This is a genomic window from Marinobacter xiaoshiensis (assembly GCF_031631795.1).
Lineage (GTDB): Bacteria > Pseudomonadota > Gammaproteobacteria > Pseudomonadales > Oleiphilaceae > Marinobacter > Marinobacter xiaoshiensis.
Genome location: NZ_JAVMBO010000003.1, coordinates 64804 through 86315 on the forward strand (window position 1 = coordinate 64804; position 21512 = coordinate 86315).

Consider the following 21512-nt stretch of genomic DNA (forward strand, 5'->3'; position numbering starts at 1 on the left):
ATGACTTCAAACCCTCCCCAATCCGATTATTTATCGGCCATATTCTCGGCAGCTCGTGCCGCGCACCTAACCGACCCAATGCCTTCTGCTGAGTTACGCAGGGAGCGTCTGTTCCGGCTTGAAACAGCACTGCTCAAGTTTGAACCGGAGTTGGTGGCCGCCATGAACACGGACTTCCGGCACCGTTCGGAGTCCGATTCGGGCATTTTTGACATTACTATTCCGCTCGGCGACATTCGGCGCAATCGCCGCTCCGTAAAACGCTGGATGAAACCGCGAAAAGTCGGCGTACCGCTGCACCTGAAACCTGCACGCGGTCGCATCATCCCTCAGGCCAAAGGCGTGGTGGGCGTTATATCGCCCTGGAACTTCCCTGTTTATCTGGCCGTTGCCCCCATTGCTGCGGCCTTGGCAGCGGGCAATCGCGTGATGCTGAAGCCATCGGAATTGACGCCAAAAACGTCCGAAGTAATGGCAAAAATGATCGCCAACACGTTTGATCCAACTGAAGTCTCGGTGTGCATCGGCGGCGTTGAACTATCTCAGGAATTTTCCAACTTGCCATTTGATCACCTGTTTTTCACCGGCTCTACCCGGGTAGGACGGGAAGTGGCAATGGCGGCTGCGCGAAATCTGACACCCGTTACGCTAGAGCTTGGCGGAAAATCTCCGGCTATCATTGGTGAACACGCCAGCCTCGACTATTCAGCACGCAGAATTGCGTTCGGGAAAGTGGCCAATGCCGGGCAGATCTGTGTTGCTCCGGATTATGTATTGTTGCCACGGAATCAGCTGGAAGCCTTTGCGACGGCAATGGAAACTGCGGTGCACAGCTTTTTTCCGGAGGGCCCGCAAAGCCCGGACTACACCGGGATCGTTAATGACAACCACCTTAACCGCCTGCGCGATCTGGTGGCTGATGCCAAAGCAGCCGGTGCTGAAGTGCGGGAGCTTTTACCCAAAAACACTGAGCATGCGAAGGGCAAAATGACCCCAACGCTGGTGCTGAACCCGCCCAAAGACAGCCGAATAATGCGTGAGGAAATCTTCGGCCCAGTGCTGCCGCTGATCACCTATGACTCTCCCGAGGAAGCCCGGGACTTCGTAAACTCTCGCCCGTCGCCACTCGCTCTGTATGTATTTTCAGACGGCCGCCAAGAACGGGACTTCTGGCTCAATGGCACTTTGTCTGGCGGGGCCTGCGTCAACGAAACGGCATTCCATGTGGTTGCAGACACCATGCCGTTTGGCGGTGTTGGTGAAAGTGGGATGGGGTCCTATCACGGCAAAGCCGGATTTGATCAGCTGAGCCATCTCAAATCGGTACTGATACAGCCCAAGCTTAACGGCGCATTCGCCTTTAATCCGCCAGCCGGTGGTTTTAACAAGTTCGTAGGAAAGGTACTGCGGAAGATCGTGTGATCTCACTGCTTTCAGACGGCCTCTGAGGAGGCCGTCAAGATCTCAAGCGCCTCACGGGCATCATTCTTGGCATCCTGCTGGGGCACTCCGCACGCAGCCAATACCATCAAGCTTAACGCCTCAGTCGACTCTCTCCAGCTTTTTTGCCCCTCAACGACCAGTGTCATGAACCCGTATGTGGACCCAGCAAGCAATTGCAGATAGTAAACTGCCTGGTCTTTCGCTAGCGGCAACTGCCCTTCCTCGACAGCTCGGCGCAAAACCTCGTAGGGCAGATTGCTCCAGATGTCCCTGAGCCGCCCAATATAAGGCGCAAACCGGATAAGAAAACGCCCATGCTCTGGCAGCTCATGGGCGTATCTCAGGAAGAGCCCAAGGAGCACACTCAAAGCAACTCTTGGCTTATCAACAGTGCTTATTAACTCTCGGGCCTCGTCCTCAAACCTGCTACAGACTTGCTCGGTCACCATGGGGAACAGATTGGTTACATCATCAAAATTATTGTAGATGGTTCCACGGGCGATTTTAGCTGTTCGCGACAAATCGCTGACCGATATGCTCTGCTCACCTGTATCGGCAAAATGCCGGAGGGCAGTATCGAGAATATGTCGCTGTACGCCGGTCATTGAACATTAGCCATGAAAGTGAATTCTGCCTCCTGATCAGATCGTTCGGAGACCAGCAAGGCAACCGTGATAATGATGTACGAAGGGATGGACTGGCCTGTGATTATCAGGCATTTGGCAGGATTACTGCAAGCTTTCTCAACGACTTGACGCCGCGCCGCCAACCGGCGCGGCGCAACGCAAAGAGCTGACGGGAATCTAGCGCCGGGATCGGCCTGACAGCCGAACCCGGTGATAGCAAGCACAGGCTACCTGAGACAGCGATCACCCAAACTGAACACCGCTGGTGATCTCTGGCACATCTCTTCCAAACAGCGTGTGCAGCTGGGTTCGCTGTGCTTTAATGCCGTTCCGAATCAGGCGCTCACGGCCACCTGGCAACAGTCTGTGGCCGGTTGTCCATACGGCGTTCAACGGCGCAAACACAGCCGGATACCAAGGCATAGCCGTTCTCGGCAAACCGAGTGCGTCCATTCCTTTTCCACCAACAAACAGCCTTGTCATGCTCAAATGAACCTGTCGCTCCCAGTGGCCCCGGAGCTTGCCAAAGCTCGGGTAACGTCTGCCAAGCGGCTCGTCCATCAGTGAGCGACCAAGCTTGCGACTGTTCTCGTCCCCCGTAGCCTGGCTAATAACATTCTGGTAAAGGGCGATTCTGCCTTCCTGCTCGGACTTACACAGCAGCCATTCATCAACTCCCATGAGCCAACCGATGTAACGCCATAAATGCATGACATCTTCTGCATCCTGGCGACTGATAAGAGTGCCCATCAGTTTCTGACCAAAGAGGAAGGATACGGAAAACGCCAGATAGGTTGCTTGCATGTCAAGCTGGTTAACCGGAAGCCCCCACATGGACGTATCCCACTCGGGATTTTCCAGAAGTTGCTCACGAACCATGGCGTGAATCAAGCGAACCCGTAAAGTTGTCTTGAAGCCTTCAGCGCCAGGCTTCATCCCCCCCGGAGTCGAGCAGTCCAGCCACCATTTGGCAGTCTCCGCAACCCGACGCGATACGCCCTTCTCCAGTGCGCCAGTCATGATCAACGTCTGGTTGATACCCCGGGCCTGATAACCCGCCATCAACCCCAGATCGCGCAATACACGCATGCCCGTTTGTCCGGAAATAGAGGAGGCCCGAGCGCCTCTTTCCAGCCGATCCCAATCCACCCACTCGGGGGGCTGTTTGACCGCATCAAAGAATGCACGCAACTGCGGAGCCAGACCCTTCTGATCGAAATCTCCCGAGTCCACGATTTTCTTGAACTGAGCAAAAGCCTTACCGCCGCCCTCGCCCCGAACGTACTTTGCCAGATCGTCTGCAACCGGATCGCCAACCATCAGGGCCTCCCCCATGCGCTGCCATTGTTGCTCATCGGGGACCGCAGCCTTGCGATCATGGATCAACCAAAGCAGCGGCTTGGCAATTCTCTCAGCTTCGGCTCTGTCCGTGCCGTGCCGTGATGGCACTTTTTGAAGATCCATAAATCAGCTTCCCCTGTTATCAATTGTTTTTGGTACGCCCCAGTACCAGACTACCAGCCCTCAATGTATTTTGGTACTATCAAGTACCAAAATTAATCTTACTTCGCATAATACCCCGAAGCGGCGAAGCTCCTGAGCTGGACAAAATATAATGAAGGCTGAAACCAGTTACCGTATCCGGCTACTTGATGGCCTTGCGCAAGCCCTTGAAAAAAAACGTTATCGAGAGATTACTCTGGCAGATATCGCCGCCGCTGCCCGGGTATCACGACGCACGTTCTATGAACACTTCCAGAACAAAGACGATTGCCTGCTTGCACTAGCCGATCACACAAGCAAGGGCATGATGGTGGCGGTTCTCGAGGCCAGCTCGACCACAAAAGTCTGGTCCGTACTGGTAAGGGATATCACTCAGGCCTACCTGTTTTTTATAGAGTCCAAGCCCCATTTGATGCGGGCTCTTTATATAGATCTCGCGGCACTGGGGGAGTCAGGGGTTCAAATGCGGCGCAAGGTAGCAGAGCAATTCGCCGTGTTCCTGCAGAAACAAGTTGAGCAGCAACGTGCCCACGACAGCACGCTGCAATCGCTGAGCCTGCTAATGAGCATGGCGCTGGTGGCGGGAATAAACGAGCTTATTCTCTATGAGCTCACTGAAAAAGATAATGGCTCACTGATGGCGCTTGCGCCCACGGCAGAGGAATTGATTCACCGTGTAGCGGCAGGACAGCAATAAAGGGGGAAGCTCCGCAAAGCCGCCCCCGGGTGGACATCACTCTATATTCTGCACCTGCTCACGCACCTGCTCTATCAACACTTTCAAATCCACCGCTGCGCGGGTTACGCAGGCATCAATACTCTTGCTGCTCAGAGTATTAGCTTCCCGGTTCAGCTCCTGCATCAGGAAATCAAGCCGACGTCCAATGGCCTCATCACGCTTGAGGGTGTCTGTAACCTCGCTGATGTGCGCATCCAGCCGGTCCAGTTCTTCTGCTACATCACTCTTCTGCGCCAGCATGACCATTTCCTGAGCAACACGCTCCGGATCCAGCTCCACCTTCGCCTTCTGAAAACGCTCACGCAACTGCTCTTCCTGCGCCTTGAGTAACCCCGGCATACCTTCGCGAACCGTCGCAACCAGGGCGCTCATGTGTGTGAGGCGGTCTTCAAACAAAGGACGCAAGCGCTCTCCTTCACGTGCACGAACAACGGAAAGCTCTTCGACTGTATCTTTAAAGAGCTTTAACGCAGCCTCCCTGACTGGGCTATAGTCTTGCTCCGGAACAGACAGCACGCCGGGCCAGCGCAGAATATCTAGTGCATTGATGTGGGCAGGATTGTCCAGCATACGGTTAATATGATTTGCAGCCTCATTGACCGCCTTTGCTATGTCTTCATTAATTTCAAACCCGGGTGCGCTCGCTTCAGCGGATTGCAAGCGGATCGACACATCCACCTTGCCCCGTTTCAACTGTTTCCTCAGTTCTTCCCGAAACGGGTTCTCCAGCTCACGCAGGGCCTCGGGCACCCGAAACGAGGGTTCCAGGTAGCGGTGATTAACGGTACGAATCTCGCAGGTCAGGGTTCCGTGCCCATCCTGAACATCCTTCCGGGCAAATGCAGTCATACTTCTTATCATGGCAGCTCCGGCTTGGTCATTGGTCTTAAAAAATTTCGTTAAGCATGAGTCTATCAGCCAGCCGCCGCCCCGGCACCCAGATCCAACGTGATATACTTGCCGGCTACCAAATTCGAACCCGCCCGGGGCACGACGACCCCGGACACTTACCTCAGAAATCAGGAAACACTATGCGTCCAAGCGGCAGAACTCCCGAGCAGCCCAGAGAAATTCGCCTAACCCGGAAATACACCCGCCATGCCGAGGGTTCCGTACTGGTTGAATTCGGGGACACCAAGGTCATCTGCACTGCTTCTGTAGAAAATAAAGTACCGCCCTTCCTGCGCGGAGAAGGCAAAGGCTGGATCACCGCCGAATACGGCATGCTTCCCCGCTCAACCGGCAGCCGAATGGGCCGTGAAGCAGCCCGTGGCAAACAAGGCGGCCGCACCGTCGAAATCCAACGTTTAATTGGCCGCTCCCTGCGCGCTGCCGTCGACATGAAAGCCTTGGGTGAGCACACCATCACCATCGACTGCGACGTCATCCAGGCCGATGGCGGCACCCGCACAGCAGCCATCACCGGTGGCTGTGTGGCATTGGTTGATGCCTTGAACCACCTGGTTGAAACCAAGCGACTGAAGAAGTCACCGCTGAAGCAAATGATTGCCGCTGTGTCCGTTGGTATTTACAAAGGAGAACCAGTGGTTGATCTGGACTACCCGGAAGACTCCGAAGCCGATACAGACCTGAACGTGATCATGACCGACCAGGGCGGCTTCATCGAAATTCAGGGAACTGCAGAAGCCGCACCGTTTGTTCAGGAAGAACTGAACAGCATGCTGGCATTGGCCAAGCAGGGTATTGATAAGTTGTTTGTACTGCAGAAAGAAGCGCTGGAAGGCTAAGGAAGGCAACCCTCAAGTCTGGGCGCCTGTACAGCGGCACCTCCCCAGACTGTTGGAGGCCAAGGATGGCCGGAAACAAGCGTACATGGACGTACTTGCAGCGTGTCTGGGGAGGTGCCGTTGTACAGGCGCTTCCCCAGATATAGTTAGATGCCGATCTCTATATCGTAATCCATAATCACCGGAGCGTGATCCGAAAAACGGGTCGTGCTGTCAATCCAGCCATCCTGAATGGTCTTGCGAATACCCGGTGTCATCAACTGATAATCCACCCGAATACCTGCATTCTTCCGCGAACCCTCAGTTTGCTCTGGCCACCAGGTAAACTGGTTGCTCTGCTTGTTGATGTCACGGAACGCATCCACGCAACCCATCTCATCAAACAAACGATCCAGCCAGGCACGCTCGTGCGGCAAGAACCCTGAAAAATCCACCCTGTGGTAAAGGGGACTGGCGTCCGTCACATGGTGTGCTGTTTGCAGGTTTGCACCGAAAATAAACTGCCGACGCTTACGCAGGGTTTTCTGCATGTGCAGCCCAAACGCATCCATAAAATCATCTTTATGGTCGAGAACCGTCAGATCGTCCTCGCTAATCAGCTCTTCCTCACGACCCAGCGCACAGGGTGCCAGAACAGAGGCTACAGAAACCTTATCGAAATCTGCCTGAATAAAGCGCCCTTCACGATCCGCCTGCTCGTTGGCGAAACCGTACATTATGGCCTTGGGGAAGTGCCGCGTGTATATCCCAACGCCACCGTCCTCATTTTTTTCGCCATCGATGAAGTAAGCTTCATACCCTTCAGGAATGAGGTTGAAATCCTCAATCTCATAGGCGCGCATACGGTGATCCTGAACACACACAACGTCTGCATCCTGCTCGGCCAGCCAGTCAAAAAAACCTTTTTCAACAGCCTGGGCAAGACCGTTGACGCTGATTGATACTACCCGCATACGTGTTCCCTGATTCGGTTTGTGTGTATGATACCGTTTTTACGCGCTATTAAAAGATTCACACCCGCCAGAAGCCTTGCCATGCACGACTATCAGCAAAATTTTATTGAATTCGCCATTCGCCGCAATGTACTTCGTTTTGGTGACTTTACTCTCAAATCCGGTCGCACCAGCCCTTATTTTTTTAACGCAGGGCTATTCAACACTGGCGACGACCTACTAAACCTAAGCCAAGCCTATGCAGCTGCAATCGCCCGCAGCGGCGTTGATTATGACATCATATTCGGGCCTGCCTATAAGGGCATTCCGTTGGCCACGGTAACCGCCATGGCGCTGGCCCAGGAAGGTAACAGCAAACCCTTTGCCTTTAACCGTAAAGAAAAGAAAGATCACGGTGAAGGCGGCAATATTGTTGGTGCCCGGTTGCAGGGCAAAGTGCTAATCGTAGATGATGTCATTACCGCCGGCACAGCCATTCGCGAGTCCATCGACCTCATTCGCGCCTCAGGCGCCGAGCCTGCCGGCGTATTGATTGCCCTGGACAGGCAGGAGCGAGGCAACGGCGAGCTTTCTGCAATACAGGAAGTAGAAAGCGAATTTGGCATTCCGGTGGTCAGTATCATCCGCCTGGAACAAGTTTTAGACTATCTTAAGACTAACCCGGAGTTTTCTGGCCATGCTGAAAAGGTTGCCAGCTACCGGGAACGCTATGGAGTCTGATTGATGCACAAAAGCCGCACCGTATTTTCAGTTACTGCTTCTGCCCTTCTGTTTTCGCTGATCATTCCAGTCAAAGCAGCGGCAAGCATGTACCGTTTCACGGACGAAGACGGCCAACTTGTCATCAGCAACACCATCCCGCAGCCAGCCACACAGCGCGGCTACGACATCCTGAACTCAAACGGGCGCGTAATCGAAACTATTCCACCTGCGCCAACAGAAGATGAAATCGCCGCACGCGAGGCGGAAAAGCAGCGTCAGAAAGAACTCTCCATTCAGCGTGAAAAAGATGCTCTCTTGTTAAAACGCTTCAGCCATCCGGATCAGGCCATCAAGGCCATGCACCGTAAACTTGATGAACTGCGAGGGCTGATCCAGCTCAAACGAGGCAACATCTCAGTCATCTCCAGCCAACTGGACAACGAGCAGAGCCGTGCAGCGGATATGGAGCGCACTGGGCAGAAGATACCAGATGCAACCCTCGAAAAAATCCGCCGACTTGAATCCCAGATTCGCGACATTGAACGGGAAATCTCCTGGCAAACTCAGGAGATAGACTCTCTTAAACAGACATACGAAAAAGACATCGAACGTCTTGAACGAGTTACCGGCGAAACCCGCACATTGTCACTGGATCCCGATAACGCCGACGAGTGAGCCAAAGGCAACGAGAACCGGAACACTACCTGTCACCTAACAAAAAAGGGCACCAAAACTCAGTTTGGCGCCCTTTATTTATGTGCCAGCGCTAACTTCGCGCTGGCCCAACTGCATCACCTTGAATCAGGCAGAAGCAGCAGTTTTCTTCTTTGCAGTCGTCTTGGCGGCCGGCTTCTTGGTCTCTACAGTCTTCTTGACGTCCTGAGCGGCTTCAGCAACCACGTCTGCGCCTTCAGCGGCTTCTTTTTCAAGCTTGGCTACGAGATCGCCTGCAAAGTTACCGAAACGGCTATTCAACGTGCGCAACTGACCAAACAGGCTGTCGCTGTAACCGTTGTAGCGCTCGCGCAGTGTCTTGACGCTGTACTCACGCGCTTCGGTTTCGAGCTTTTCTGCGAAATCGAAAGGCTTGGCTGAAAGCTTCTTCTGCTGCTGTTCAGCGGCATTGATGCCTTTCTCTACGATTTCCTGAAGCTGTTCCTGGTAAGTTTTGAGTTTGCTCATGTCACTTCTCCTTGGTTTACTGAAGCTCTTTAGACCTTCACCTCACTACTGATCGCGGTTTTGGCCTGCTTGATCAGCGAGAAGGTAAACGCCTTTCTCTGATTCTGTATCCAAGGTTACGGTGAAAAATTAGAATGTTCATACTAAAACCAAAATGAGCACTCCGTCTGCATATAGGTTTTTTTACGGATTATTCACTTGTCAGGCGCCTCTCGATCCGCATAATGCAGAGCTGTTTTCTGTAGCCGTCTCCCCGCTTTATTCCGGCGCCACGAACTCATAAAAAATAGAGGCTGCAAAAGCAGCCCCAACGTGCGAGCGATATAGCTGCAGTTATATCGATAGTCTATTTAGAGAACGTCATGAAACGTGCCATGCCTTATCGAGTCTTCTCGCGGCGGAGCAGATTTAGCCTGCTCGCTTGCCTGCAATTTATTACCCTTATCTCGACGCTGTGGTTCCTGACTGGCTGCCAGGAGGATGACAGAGCGACTCGCACAACAGCTGCCAGAGCATCCGAGCTCGCAAACAGCCGGGTCGACGCGGCAACAGGTGGGCTACTCGAAACACTTGGACAAAAGCCGCCAACCAATACTTCCACAGATGAAGTAAAGCCCCCAAAAGCCTTGAGCTGGAGCGCCCCACAAACCCGAGAGGACGGTTCCGCACTAAAGCCTGGCCAAATTGCAGGCTTCCGGATCTACTACCGGTTAAGGCACGAGGACAGCTTTAGTGTAATCCCCGTCGACAACCCGGAACGCACAAGTCAGCCACTTACCGACCTGGCGCCCGGCGCTTACGAGTTTGAGATTACAACGGTGGATGCCGAAGGGCTGGAAAGCCGGCGCTCAGAGCCGGTGCTAGTTGACTTGATCTGAACACAGGGCGGGCTTACCAGCGGAACAGAATCCAGCTCGGCACCAACATGTCGGAATCGGTTTCCCGTATCCAACCGCCGCCATCTGCGGGCACAAGATAGTATTCGAGCCCCACTTCCGGCACCACTTTGATCTCCATAAGCTGGCCATTCACCCGGTACTCATAGAACACCTCATTATCCCCGGGGCGGATAACAATCTGCGGGCCAGCGGTTGATGATTGGTAATCAGACACCACAACCGGCTCTCTGGGTGTTTCGACCAAAGTTTCATCCAAAGCACCGCTGTCTTGCGCCATCGCAGAACCAAAGCCCAAAACCAACAGGAAGGCAGAGCAGGCGATTCGTTTCATTTTCGTGATACCCTTTTAAACAACATATTCAGTACAGAGTTGCACAAGCCAACCCACGCTTCAATCAGAATCCGGACCCGTTTTGACATGACAGAGCAAAAGACCCCACCTGTGGTGCTTGTGGACGGTTCGTCCTATTTATTCCGTGCATATCATGCACTTCCACCACTGACTACCAGCAAGAACCACCCTACTGGCGCCATTAAAGGCGTTATCGCAATGATCCGACGCCTCGACCAGGATTTTCCCGGATCAAAAGTCGTTGTGGTATTCGATGCCAAAGGCAAAACCTTCCGCCACGACCTGTATGAAGAGTATAAGGCCAACCGGCCACCCATGCCGGAAGACCTGGCCATACAGATTGAACCCATTCACCAGATGGTACGAGCCATGGGGCTTCCGCTGTTGATCGTGGATGGCGTGGAGGCCGACGATGTTATTGGTACCCTGGCCAACGAAGCGACCAGCAAGGGCATTGACGTAGTAGTTTCAACCGGCGACAAGGATATGGCGCAATTGGTGAGCGACCACGTAACACTGATCAATACCATGACCGAAGTCCACATGGACCGGGACGGCGTTGTGGAAAAGTTCGGCGTTCGTCCGGACCAGATAATTGACTACCTGGCACTGGTCGGCGACAAAGTGGACAACATTCCAGGCGTGAACAAGTGCGGTCCAAAAACAGCCGTAAAATGGCTCACAGCATACGACACCCTTGATGGGGTTATAGAGCATGCAGGCGAGATTAAAGGCAAGATTGGCGAGTATTTGCGTGATGCAATCGACACCCTGCCCCTGAGCCGGGAGCTGGCCACTATCAAAATGGATGTGGAGCTGGAATTTGGCCTTGAAGACCTCGAGGAACGGCAGCAAAACGATGAAGAGCTGCTCGAATTGTTCAGAGAATACGAACTTCGCGGCTGGACTGCCGAACTGGAAACCAAAGCCCCGGAAGCCGTTTTGGAAGGTGCAAGCAAGGAACCTGAAGCGCCCAGTGACACCGCGGCCCCAGCACCAAAAGAAAAGCGCTACAGCGTCATTACCAACCAGAAAGAGCTAGACGACTGGGTATCAAGGCTGAAAAACTCCGAACTGTTCGCTTTTGATACAGAAACAACAAGCCTGAAGTACATGAGTGCCGAAGTGGTAGGTGTGTCTTTTGCCATCGAGGCGGGCGAAGCAGCCTACGTGCCCTTTGGCCATGATTACATGGGCGCCCCGGAGCAGCTTGATCGTAATGACGTTCTGGCCCAGCTAAAGCCCTTGCTCGAAGATCCTGACCTGAAGAAGGTTGGCCAGAACCTGAAGTACGATAAAAACGTGCTCGCCAATCATGACATCTGTCTGGAAGGCATCGCCGAAGACACCATGGTGGAGTCCTACGTGCTGAATTCCGTGTCATCTCGTCACGATATGGACACCCTGGCTCGAAACTATCTGGGCGAGGAAACCATCACATTTGAATCCATAGCAGGCAAAGGCGCCAAACAGCTCACCTTTAATCAGCTGGACCTTGAAAAAGCAGGCCTATATGCCGCTGAAGATGCGGACATCACCTTGCGCCTGCACCAGGTGCTGCGCCCGCAACTGGCAGAGATTGGCAAGCTCCAGTCAGTCTATGAAAACATAGACCTGCCTCTGGTGCCGGTGCTGTCTCGCATGGAACAACGCGGTACATTGATCCGCGCAAGTACTCTGCGGCAGCATAGCCAGGAATTGGCAGAGCGGATGGCAGAGCTGGAAAAAGAAGCCCACGAAGTTGCTGGCGAAAACTTCAACCTGGCCTCACCAAAGCAATTACAAGCCATCTTTTACGAAAAGATGGGGCTGCCAGTCATCAAGAAAACACCCAAAGGCGCCCCCTCTACTGCCGAGCCCGTATTGCAGGAACTGGCCCACGAGCACGAACTGCCAAGGCTGATTCTGGAACACCGCAGCCTGAGCAAGCTCAAGTCCACCTATACAGACACCTTGCCGGAGTTGATTCATCACCGCACCGGCCGTGTGCACACCTCGTATCATCAGGCCGTGACAGCCACCGGCAGGCTATCGTCTTCTGAACCCAACCTGCAGAATATTCCTATCCGGACAGCCCAGGGCAGGCGCATTCGCCAGGCCTTTATAGCCGAGAAGGGCTACAAGCTTCTGGCGGCGGATTATTCCCAGATTGAACTGCGCATTATGGCGCACCTTTCCGGCGACAAAGGCATGCTGACTGCCTTTGAGAAAGGCGAAGACATCCACAAAGCGACTGCCGCTGAAGTCTTCGGAGTAGCACTGGACGACGTAGACAGCGATCAGCGCCGTAGCGCCAAAGCCATTAACTTCGGCTTGATCTACGGCATGTCTGCCTTCGGGCTCGCCCGGCAACTGGATGTCACCCGTGGCGTAGCGCAGGAGTATATTGACCGCTACTTCGAGCGTTACCCGGGCGTACTCAAGTACATGGACAACATCCGCAAGCAGGCCCACGACGATGGCTATGTTGAAACCCTGTTTGGTCGGCGCCTGTACCTGCCCGAGATCAATGCTCGCAACAAACAGCTGCAGCAGGCCGCTGAGCGCACGGCTATAAACGCTCCCATGCAAGGCACAGCGGCGGACATCATTAAACTGGCGATGATCGAGGTGGAGCGCTGGCTGCTCGCAGAGCATCCCGATACCGCTCGCATGACCATGCAGGTGCACGACGAACTGATTCTTGAAGTGAAGGAAGAAGCCGTAGATGAGATTCGCGAAGGGCTGATCAAGCGCATGTCCGGCGCGGCGAAACTTGCAGTGCCACTATTAGTGGAAGCCGGGGTGGGTGATAACTGGGATCAGGCACACTGAATAAAAACGCCCGGCGAGAGAACTCGGCCGGGCGTTTTTTTAGCTAAGTCTTCACCTGAAAGATTTAGAAGGCTTTGCTGACCTGCAAGGAAGCACTCCAGGCGCTTAGTTCGTACTCGCCCTTATAGTTGGACGCACCTGCATTTGGGTCTTTTTGGTCCGGTGCAGCATGGAGGTATGAGTACTCATCAACCTTCGGGTCGTCAGTAAACAGCAAGGTACCAACGGCCGCATCAACGGTCCAACCGTTATCAACGCTCTTCCACTGGCCACCCAGTGTCAGCCAGTGCCGGTCGCTTGATGGGATTCGAGCTGTCAGATAGTTGTCGACAGGCGACTCATCCCAAGCATAACCAGCCTTCAACGCCCACTCTGGAGTTACCTGCCAGATTGAACCGACGTTAAATTGCCAAGTGTTCTTCCACTTTTCGGTGATGTGGGTAATGACTTCGTTTCCTGTCAATCCGGAAACTTGGCCTGTCCCGCCTTCACGGCTAATGATATCCAGCTCCTCAAAACGGCTCCACCTGGAATAACTGGCACCTGCGAGAAGCGTGACGGTATCGTTCAACTGATGCCGTGCGCCCAGAGTTATACTCTCGGGAATGGCCAAAGGTACACGCACATCCTCGGTCAGAGTTACCGGCGTCAAACCAGTTGGGGGCTGCCCAACAGGAGCAGGAAAGTTGCTGATTTCAACGTCCCCTTCCAGGTTAAACTCTGTACCTGTTTGCGCAGTCAGGCCAAATTGGGTGCTGTCAGACAGCTCATATAAAAAACCAACACGGAATGTTATGCCAATGTCATCACCGTTTATATCCGCGTAGGGGGTGCCATAAGCCTGTTCATAGCCATCTGCTTGAGCGCTGGCACCAGCCGAAATAGCTGCCAAGGTACTAGCAGGCAATAAAGATGGATCGGTTACGCCAGCCTGCTGCATGGCATTGGCAACACCTTGCTGGTAAAACCCTCCTCGCACATCCTGGAACTTGGACAGCCTGCCTTCGGCGTACATTACGTTCAAGCCAATTCCCATGGACAGACCCTTACCGTTATTCACTGAAATCGCCGGTGAAAACGAAATTACGGTCAGCTCAGTCTTGTCTGCAAAATAGCGCCCAACAAAATCGTCATCATAGTCTGCTGCCAGACCATAAGGCGCATGAAAACCAAAGCCCACATCGATCGAGTCGTTGATTTCATGGGTCAGGTAAAAGTTAGGCAGGAAGGCTGGATCTGCAATATCACCACCAGTACCACCATTAACTGGCCCGCCCAATGTGTTCGTGGCACTGGCACTCTTGGCCTCAGCCTTAATATCAAGAACAGCCGCGCCAAAAGAGATATTCGTGCCCTTGAGCTGGCTCATGCCCGCAGGGTTAAACAAAACTGTCGTTGCGTTCTCAGGGTTGGCAACAGCACCGGCGTTAGCAACGCCCATGGCACTTGCGCTTTGTTCGTTCAGGGAAAAACCGCCAGCGAAAACGCTGGCTGGGGCAGCTACTGCGGCCAGCGTGGCCAGCCGAATAGCGCGAGTCAGAGGTGAAGATTTCATAACAGCGGTAACTCCTTTTTAATGTTGGGCGGAGTATACGCAGCTGGGGTTAGCGGTCTCAAATGCCAAAACTACTAATTTCAAAAGCTAACGAGTTTTGCCCCCTGGTGGGGTCAAGCATGTCAGCTATCCTGAATGGTCAATTTATCGACAGAAGACGACAATTTGTCTGCCCCCTGAGCATCGGCGCCCAACTTGATCATCAGGCGCAGATCGTTAGCTGAGTCGGCGTGAGCCAAAGCATCTTCGTAGGTAATAGAGCCTTCGGCATAGAGTTCATACAATGCCTGATCAAAGGTCCGCATACCGGATTCATTAGATTTGGACATCAACTCCTTAAGCTTGTGAACCTCGCCTTTTCGGATAAGGTCGGCAACCAGTGGCGTATTGATCAGAACCTCAATAACCGCCTTGCGGCCTTTGCCGTCCGGCGTGGGAATCAACTGCTGCGCTACAATTGCCTTCAGGTTAAGGGACAAGTCCATCCAGATCTGGTTATGCTGCTCCGGCGGGAAAAACTGGATAATCCGGTCGAGTGCCTGGTTGGCGTTGTTCGCGTGGAGTGTCGCGAGGCAAAGATGCCCTGTTTCAGCAAATTGAACCGAATACTCCATGGTCTGGCGGGTACGCACCTCACCAATGAGAATAACGTCTGGTGCCTGTCGCAGCGTGTTTTTCAGCGCAACTTCAAAGCTCTCGGTATCAATGCCAACCTCCCGCTGGGTGACGATGCAGCCCTGGTGCTGGTGCACGAATTCAATCGGGTCTTCAATGGAAATGATGTGTCCACGGCTGTTACGGTTACGGTGCCCCAGCATGGCGGCCAGCGATGTTGACTTACCGGTGCCTGTGGCACCCACGAACATGATCAACCCGCGCTTGGTCATAGCCAGTTCTTTGACGATTTCCGGCAGCCCTAGTTCGTCGACCTGAGGAATCTTCACTTCAATCCGTCGCAGCACCATACCGCACAGGTTGCGCTGGAAGAACGCACTCACCCGGAAACGCCCTATACCCCGGGCGCTTATGGCAAAATTGCACTCGTGAGAATCCTCAAACTCTGCACGCTGCTTCTCGGTCATTGCACCGTATACCAAATCCCTGGTCTGCTCTGGCGTTAAAGCATTCTTGGTGACTGGTAGCACTTTACCGTGCACTTTCATGCTGGGCGGAACACCGGCAGTAATAAAGAGGTCTGACCCCCCTTTCTCTACCATGAGACGAAGCAGCTTTTCGAATTCCATCTTTATTTACCTATGTTCTTTACTAAGTGACTGCCCGATCAAAATCAGAAATTATCCGGCATTTTCGCCTTAAGCCTTGCAGCCTCACGGGAAATCAGGCCTTTCTGCAACAGGCGCTCCAGGCACTGATCCAGCGTCTGCATACCCAGGGAGCCACCCGTTTGAATGGATGAGTACATCTGGGCAATTTTATCTTCGCGAATCAGGTTCCGAATCGCAGAGGTACCAATCATGATTTCGTGCGCAGCTATACGGCCACCACCCATTTTCTTCATGAGCGTTTGGGAGATAACAGCTTGCAGCGATTCAGAAAGCATGGATCGCACCATGGATTTTTCCTGGGCCGGGAATACGTCTACCACCCGGTCGATGGTTTTTGCTGCTGAGGTGGTGTGCAGTGTTCCGAATACCAAGTGCCCTGTTTCTGCCGCAGTGAGGGCCAAACGGATGGTTTCCAGATCCCGAAGCTCACCAACCAGAATAATGTCGGGGTCTTCCCGCAATGCGGAACGCAGGGCTTCGTTAAAGCCCAGAGTATCCCGGTGCACTTCCCGCTGGTTGACCAGGCATTTCTTGGAGTCGTGCACAAATTCGATTGGGTCTTCTACAGTGAGAATGTGCTCGTAGCGCGTATCGTTTATGTAGTCCACCATCGCTGCCAGAGTGGTGGACTTACCAGAACCTGTCGGCCCGGTTACCAAAACCAGCCCACGGGGAACTGAGGCAATATCCTTGAACACCTGACCCATGCCAAGGTCTTCCATAGTCAGAACTTTCGAGGGGATGGTACGGAAAACGGCACCTGCGCCCCGATTCTGATTAAAGGCGTTAACACGAAAGCGTGCGACACCGGGTACTTCGAAGGAAAAGTCCGTTTCCAGGAACTCCTCGTAGTCCTTGCGCTGCTTGTCGTTCATGATGTCGTAGATAAGCCCATGAACTTCTTTGTGTTCCAGGGGCGGAAGGTTGATACGGCGAACATCACCGTCAACACGAATCATCGGGGGCAGGCCGGCGGAAAGATGCAAGTCAGACGCACCCTGTTTCGCCGAGAAGGCAAGCAGTTCAGTAATATCCATACAAGTCCTCGGAGGGCTTACTCTTTAATCCGGGTAGCGCCTGTCTGGCATGACTCTACTCCGATCACTTGGCATTTCAGTGACCTGCGAGTAACGTGTCGCCATATAATGGGCAGACCAAACGCGACTATTTCATACTATGAGCAGCATAGCAGACAACCTCGGGAGCGTAACCCGACGCATACAAAAAGCAACATTGCAGGCAGGCCGCGATGCCGGTTCTGTGAGCCTGTTGGCGGTCAGTAAGACCCGTTCGGCAGAGGAACTCAGAGAAGCCGCCACTGCAGGCCAGCTGGCTTTCGGGGAAAACTACCTTCAGGAAGCTCTCGACAAAATGTCAGAGCTCAGCGACCTGGCCGATATTGAATGGCATTTCATTGGCCCTATTCAATCCAACAAAACACGGCAAATCGCCGCGGCTTTTTCCTGGGTTCATAGCGTTGACCGCCTGAAAGTTGCAAGACGCCTGAGCGAGCAAAGAGAAACCGGCCTGCCCCCATTGAATATTTGCCTTCAGGTCAACATTAACAATGAGCAGAGTAAATCCGGGTGCCGGCCAGAGGAACTGCCGGAACTGGTTTCAGAGATAAGCCAGCTGCCGGGGCTCACGCTCAGAGGGCTTATGGCCATACCAGATCCGGACCAGAGCGAGACCGGCTTGAGGCAGAGTTTCCGAATGCTTGCAAATGCATTGAAAGAGCTAAAGCGAGACTTTCCGGAAGCCGGGCCACTGGACACTTTATCCATGGGCATGTCCGGGGATCTCGAAACGGCAATCGCAGAAGGCTCTACCTGTGTCCGCATTGGCACAGCCGTCTTTGGCGAGCGCTCCCGGAAGAGCTGAACAGGCCCGTACCTGCTATTATCGGAACCGGAATACAACCGAATAACCGCTGGAGCAAACCTTGAGCAAATCACCAACCATTTCGTTCATCGGTGCAGGCAACATGGCCAGTGCCATTATTGGCGGCATGCTGGATAGCGGCTTCAAAGCCAGCAGCATTTGGGCCAGTGCGCCGGACGACGGACACCTGCAATCCATTCGCAAGCGCTTTGGAATCAGCGTGACAACCGATAACCGCTACTGCGCGCAGCAGGCAGATATAGTGGTGCTCGCGGTTAAACCCCAGGCCATGGCCGACGTATGTCGCGACATAGCCCCCATCGCTCAGAACACTCGCCCGCTGATGGTTTCCATAGCAGCTGGCCTTGGCGCCGATACTCTTGATGAGTGGCTGGGTGGCGGCTTGCCCATTGTACGAGTCATGCCCAACACGCCCTCGCTGGTGGGTAAGGGCGCTGCAGGTCTATTCGCCAGCGAAAGCGTCACCAGCGCCCAGAAAAAGGCTGTGCAATCGGTTTTTGAAGGCATCGGCCTTGCAGTATGGGTTGAGGATGAAGCGTTGCTTCACGGCGTAACAGCCCTTTCCGGTAGCGGCCCCGCTTATTTCTTTCTGATGCTGGAAGCTCTGGAGGCCGCAGCAACAGACGCCGGCGTAAACCCTGCAACCGCCCGCCAGCTTGCCATTCAAACCATGGCAGGCGCCGCTGAAATGGCCGCCAAGAGCGAGCAGGATCCAGCGCAACTGAAGAAGAACGTGATGTCTCCGGGCGGAACAACTGAACAGGCGGTGCATACCTTCGAAGAGGGCGGCATGCGCGAACTGGTTAAAAAAGCGTATAACGCTGCGTACAAGCGCTCGGAAGAAATGGCCAAAGAACTGGCTGGCAAAGATTAAAACAATCACTGACAACGGAGAACAGGTTACATGCTGGCAGACATCCTGATTACGATCCTGCTGATCGCGTCCACGTTTTACATGACCATAATTCTGCTGCGTTTTCTGCTGCAACTGGCTCGAGCTGATTTCTATAACCCGATCTCCCAGTTTGCAGTGAAAGCAACAAACCCCTTGCTTCGCCCTATGCGCCGGATTATTCCTGGCTGGGGCGGCATTGACGGTGCGGCACTGGTACTGGCGGTTCTCATTCAGGCAGTCGTATTCTTCCTGATTCTTGTAGCCCTCAACGGCGGCATACCATCCATAAACCCGCTCATACTCTTGGTTTGGGGCGTTATCGCAGTACTGGAACTGATCGTGAAAATTTACTTTTGGTCGGTTATCGCTGTAGTGGTTGTCAGCTGGATTGCCCCGGGAAGCAGCCACCCCGCCATTCAGCTTGTCGCACAAATCACAGAGCCCGTTGTGCGCCCGGTGCGCAATTTGATGCCGTCCATGGGCGGATTGGACCTGTCACCTATTATCGTTTTTCTGATTCTGAACGTTATCACGGTTGTTATTGGCCACATGAAAATGGCTGTCGGCCTTGGAGCCATTGGGCTGGGAATGTAGGTCACGTCTCAAATCAACAATCTGTAACAGTTCTCCACAAAAATCCTGAATCTTGCGCCGCATCATCAACCTGTTGATTTTGCGGCTTTTTTCATTAAACTCCTGCCACCAACTGCTACATACCAAAAATCGCCTGACTCCAAACATTGCGGGAACAGGTTAGTATTAACAGTAATTAATTAATTCGTCCATCATGCGGAGCCCGGTTTAGCTAGCCGGGGGAATGCCGGAAGTGGTGCAGAGGGAATATCCGATGAGTCTTCAGGGAAACCTTACCCAGCAGGTAGAAGCCTACCATAACTGGAAAAAAGAGCTGATCCGCCAGATCGGCCGTTACCGGCTGTGGCTTCAGGACAACAACCTGTTCTCTGATGATATCAGTGCACGGATTCGTCATGGGCTTGAACTGCTCGTTGAAGACGAGCTTACCATTGCATTTGTTGGTGAGTACTCCCGTGGCAAAACGGAACTCATAAACGCTCTGTTCTTCTCTGACTTTGGCCAGCGCATGTTGCCTTCACAGGCCGGGCGCACAACCATGTGCCCTACTGAGTTATTCTTTGATCGCAGCGCCAACGAAAACTACCTACTGCTGCTTCCCATAGAAACCCGCACCGGCGAATTGTCACTGCAGCAACTACGCAAGCAACCAGAGCGTTGGGTTAAGCACGAACTGGATGAGCGCGACCCTGAAATCATGCGCGAGGTTCTGGGCGAAGTAGCTCGAGTGAAAAGCGCTTCCCCCGGAGAGGCACGCGCTCTGGGCTTTGATGAAAGTATGCTGGAGCAAGACCGCAACAATCCCGGCAAGGTTCTGATTCCTGCCTGGCGCAATGCACAGATCAGTATCCGCCACCCCCTGTTTGAACGCGGATTGCGGATTCTCGACACACCGGGCCTGAACGCACTCGGCTCCGAGCCAGAGCTCACAATCAGCATGCTCCCGCGCGCGCACGCTATTATCTTCGTGCTAAGTGCCGATACTGGCGTTACCGCCAGCGATATGACTATCTGGAAGGAATACATTGATACCGAGCATGCCGACCACCGTGCCGGTCGCTTTGCGGTACTGAACAAGATTGATGTGCTGTGGGACGACCTGCAGGGCGAGAAGCATACACACGATGCTATCGAGCGGGTGCGTGGCTATACCGCAGATCATCTGGGCATCCGCCAACAAGATGTCATCCCTTTGTCGGCAAAACAGGGATTGGTTGCCAGAGTCCGGAAAGATTCTGATCTTTTCGCCCGCTCCAACATTGGCAATCTTGAGCAGCTGATTATTCAGCGCATCCTGATGCATAAAGAGCAGCTGATCACCCAAAGCCTGATCAACGATCTGCTGGGTATGCTGCAAAATAGCCAGGCCGCCATGCAGAACCGGCTTGACTCTCTTGATGAAGAATTCAAGGCCTGCTCCGGCGTGACCATGGACAAAGCGGCCCTTGCTCGCTTGGCCGACCGCTCCCAGAAAGATTACGACTTTTACTACAAAAAGCTGATCACGCTGCGCTCAAGCCGCCGACTCATGGCATCTCAAGGCGATATGCTGAAAAAGCTGGTAGACGAAGACCGGTTTGAAGCTCATGCCGAAAAAATCCGGAAATCCATGACAAAAAGCTGGACGACGGCGGGCATGAACAACGCCATGGAACAGTTTTTCGAGCTGCTTGAGGGCGACTTCAGCAACCTTCTCAGTGAGGGTCGCCTTGCCGAGAAGATGGTTGGTGCCATTTACCGTCGCTACAACGAAGATACCCGTGCCCGCCACCTGGAGCCTATTCCTCTTCGCGCCGGCCGCCATGTTATTGCTATAAGAGAACTGCGCAAAAAAGCCCGACGCTTCCGCGCCAGCCCCAAAAACCTGCTGACTGAGCAGTCCGTCCTGGTACAACGTTTTTTCAATGTCATGGTGAGCGAAGCCAGAACCCTGCATGCTCGTGTACGCGCAGATGTAGAGCGCTGGCCTTCAGAAGCCCTGCTACCGATCATGCAGTACTCCATGGAGCAAAAACAGCTACTGGAACATCAAATCCGTCGCCTTAGGGATATGGTGAGAAGCGATCGTGACAGCCGCACCGAGCGCGAACGGCTCCACAACACTATCACTGATTTGCGCCGTCAACTGGAATTGGCGGATGCCATGCAGCGTCAAATCCGCAAGCCTGCACCAACCATGATCCAGCAAAAAGTGGTCAATATTTCAGGCGGGTTCTAGCCCGCCGCTTGACCCTCGTACAGTCTGTCGGTTGCAGGTATGACGACCCGCCTTTAAACTGCTCTGCTGGTACAGGCGTTTGCCCTTGCCAGCAAAGTAGT

General features: G+C 53.6%; 20 protein-coding genes. 11 read left to right on the forward strand and 9 right to left on the reverse strand.

Translation table 11 applies throughout. The features are described from left to right. On the forward strand, positions 1-1422 hold the full coding sequence (locus RKA07_RS00285) for a coniferyl aldehyde dehydrogenase (protein WP_310965266.1): 1422 nt from the start codon (positions 1-3) through the stop codon (positions 1420-1422). A gap of 11 nt (positions 1423-1433) precedes the next feature. Here RKA07_RS00285 and RKA07_RS00290 read toward each other — a convergent pair whose 3' ends face one another. Further along, positions 1434-2048, reverse strand: a complete 615-nt coding sequence (locus tag RKA07_RS00290; protein WP_200203508.1) for a TetR/AcrR family transcriptional regulator — start codon at positions 2046-2048, stop codon at positions 1434-1436. A gap of 264 nt (positions 2049-2312) precedes the next feature. Beyond that, the gene (locus tag RKA07_RS00295; RefSeq protein WP_200371694.1) at positions 2313-3533 is read right to left on the reverse strand and encodes an oxygenase MpaB family protein; all 1221 of its coding nucleotides are present in this window, start codon (positions 3531-3533) and stop codon (positions 2313-2315) included. A gap of 151 nt (positions 3534-3684) precedes the next feature. Here RKA07_RS00295 and RKA07_RS00300 point away from each other — a divergent pair, with 151 nt between their 5' ends. Then, positions 3685-4269: a TetR/AcrR family transcriptional regulator gene (locus tag RKA07_RS00300; protein WP_310965267.1), complete on the forward strand. Its 585-nt coding sequence runs from the start codon at positions 3685-3687 to the stop codon at positions 4267-4269. Positions 4270-4305: 36 nt separating this feature from the next. On the opposite strand, the gene RKA07_RS00305 is transcribed toward RKA07_RS00300, so the two are convergent. Continuing rightward, a complete protein-coding gene (locus RKA07_RS00305; RefSeq protein ID WP_310965268.1) occupies positions 4306-5172 on the reverse strand; it encodes a YicC/YloC family endoribonuclease in 867 nt (288 codons plus the stop codon). Positions 5173-5342: 170 nt separating this feature from the next. Between RKA07_RS00305 and rph the strand changes: the two genes are divergently transcribed. Further along, positions 5343-6059: a ribonuclease PH gene (gene rph, locus RKA07_RS00310; RefSeq protein ID WP_310965269.1), complete on the forward strand. Its 717-nt coding sequence runs from the start codon at positions 5343-5345 to the stop codon at positions 6057-6059. 146 nt (positions 6060-6205) lie between these two features. Here rph and RKA07_RS00315 read toward each other — a convergent pair whose 3' ends face one another. Then, the gene (locus RKA07_RS00315) at positions 6206-7012 is read right to left on the reverse strand and encodes an exodeoxyribonuclease III (protein ID WP_200203462.1); all 807 of its coding nucleotides are present in this window, start codon (positions 7010-7012) and stop codon (positions 6206-6208) included. Positions 7013-7093: 81 nt separating this feature from the next. Between RKA07_RS00315 and pyrE the strand changes: the two genes are divergently transcribed. After that, on the forward strand, positions 7094-7732 hold the full coding sequence (gene pyrE / locus RKA07_RS00320; protein WP_310965270.1) for an orotate phosphoribosyltransferase: 639 nt from the start codon (positions 7094-7096) through the stop codon (positions 7730-7732). A gap of 3 nt (positions 7733-7735) precedes the next feature. Then, a complete protein-coding gene (locus tag RKA07_RS00325) occupies positions 7736-8389 on the forward strand; it encodes a DUF4124 domain-containing protein (protein ID WP_200203458.1) in 654 nt (217 codons plus the stop codon). Between the two features lie 126 nt (positions 8390-8515). On the opposite strand, the gene RKA07_RS00330 is transcribed toward RKA07_RS00325, so the two are convergent. Further along, complete coding sequence (locus tag RKA07_RS00330) at positions 8516-8896, reverse strand: hypothetical protein (protein ID WP_200203456.1); 381 nt, start codon at positions 8894-8896, stop codon at positions 8516-8518. Positions 8897-9258: 362 nt separating this feature from the next. Between RKA07_RS00330 and RKA07_RS00335 the strand changes: the two genes are divergently transcribed. After that, on the forward strand, positions 9259-9774 hold the full coding sequence (locus RKA07_RS00335; RefSeq protein WP_227714980.1) for a fibronectin type III domain-containing protein: 516 nt from the start codon (positions 9259-9261) through the stop codon (positions 9772-9774). A gap of 13 nt (positions 9775-9787) precedes the next feature. Here RKA07_RS00335 and RKA07_RS00340 read toward each other — a convergent pair whose 3' ends face one another. Continuing rightward, a complete protein-coding gene (locus RKA07_RS00340) occupies positions 9788-10126 on the reverse strand; it encodes a DUF2782 domain-containing protein (protein ID WP_200203454.1) in 339 nt (112 codons plus the stop codon). An 87-nt stretch (positions 10127-10213) separates the two neighbouring features. Here RKA07_RS00340 and polA point away from each other — a divergent pair, with 87 nt between their 5' ends. Next, positions 10214-12961: a DNA polymerase I gene (polA, locus tag RKA07_RS00345; protein WP_310965271.1), complete on the forward strand. Its 2748-nt coding sequence runs from the start codon at positions 10214-10216 to the stop codon at positions 12959-12961. A gap of 64 nt (positions 12962-13025) precedes the next feature. On the opposite strand, the gene RKA07_RS00350 is transcribed toward polA, so the two are convergent. The 3 genes from RKA07_RS00350 to RKA07_RS00360 all read right to left on the reverse strand — a co-directional run bounded on the left by RKA07_RS00350 (position 13026) and on the right by RKA07_RS00360 (position 16839). Further along, positions 13026-14516 (reverse strand): OmpP1/FadL family transporter, encoded by a 1491-nt coding sequence (locus RKA07_RS00350; RefSeq protein WP_310965272.1) that lies wholly within the window; start codon positions 14514-14516, stop codon positions 13026-13028. A 122-nt stretch (positions 14517-14638) separates the two neighbouring features. Continuing rightward, positions 14639-15760, reverse strand: coding sequence for a PilT/PilU family type 4a pilus ATPase (locus RKA07_RS00355; protein WP_200203447.1), 1122 nt, complete (start codon positions 15758-15760; stop codon positions 14639-14641). Positions 15761-15804: 44 nt separating this feature from the next. Next, positions 15805-16839 carry a type IV pilus twitching motility protein PilT gene (locus RKA07_RS00360; protein ID WP_200203444.1) on the reverse strand — a complete coding sequence of 345 codons (1035 nt, stop codon included), beginning with the start codon at positions 16837-16839 and terminating at the stop codon, positions 15805-15807. 139 nt (positions 16840-16978) lie between these two features. On the opposite strand from RKA07_RS00360, the gene RKA07_RS00365 reads away from it, so the two are divergent. From RKA07_RS00365 to RKA07_RS00380, 4 genes are all read left to right on the forward strand, one after another. Continuing rightward, entirely contained in the window at positions 16979-17683 is a 705-nt protein-coding gene (locus RKA07_RS00365; protein ID WP_200203441.1) for a YggS family pyridoxal phosphate-dependent enzyme, read from the forward strand. A 61-nt stretch (positions 17684-17744) separates the two neighbouring features. Continuing rightward, positions 17745-18578 carry a pyrroline-5-carboxylate reductase gene (gene proC / locus RKA07_RS00370; RefSeq protein ID WP_200203439.1) on the forward strand — a complete coding sequence of 278 codons (834 nt, stop codon included), beginning with the start codon at positions 17745-17747 and terminating at the stop codon, positions 18576-18578. Between the two features lie 30 nt (positions 18579-18608). Continuing rightward, positions 18609-19193, forward strand: a complete 585-nt coding sequence (locus tag RKA07_RS00375; RefSeq protein WP_310965273.1) for a YggT family protein — start codon at positions 18609-18611, stop codon at positions 19191-19193. 253 nt (positions 19194-19446) lie between these two features. Then, the gene (locus tag RKA07_RS00380; RefSeq protein WP_310965274.1) at positions 19447-21411 is read left to right on the forward strand and encodes a dynamin family protein; all 1965 of its coding nucleotides are present in this window, start codon (positions 19447-19449) and stop codon (positions 21409-21411) included. Positions 21412-21512 lie beyond the last annotated feature (101 nt).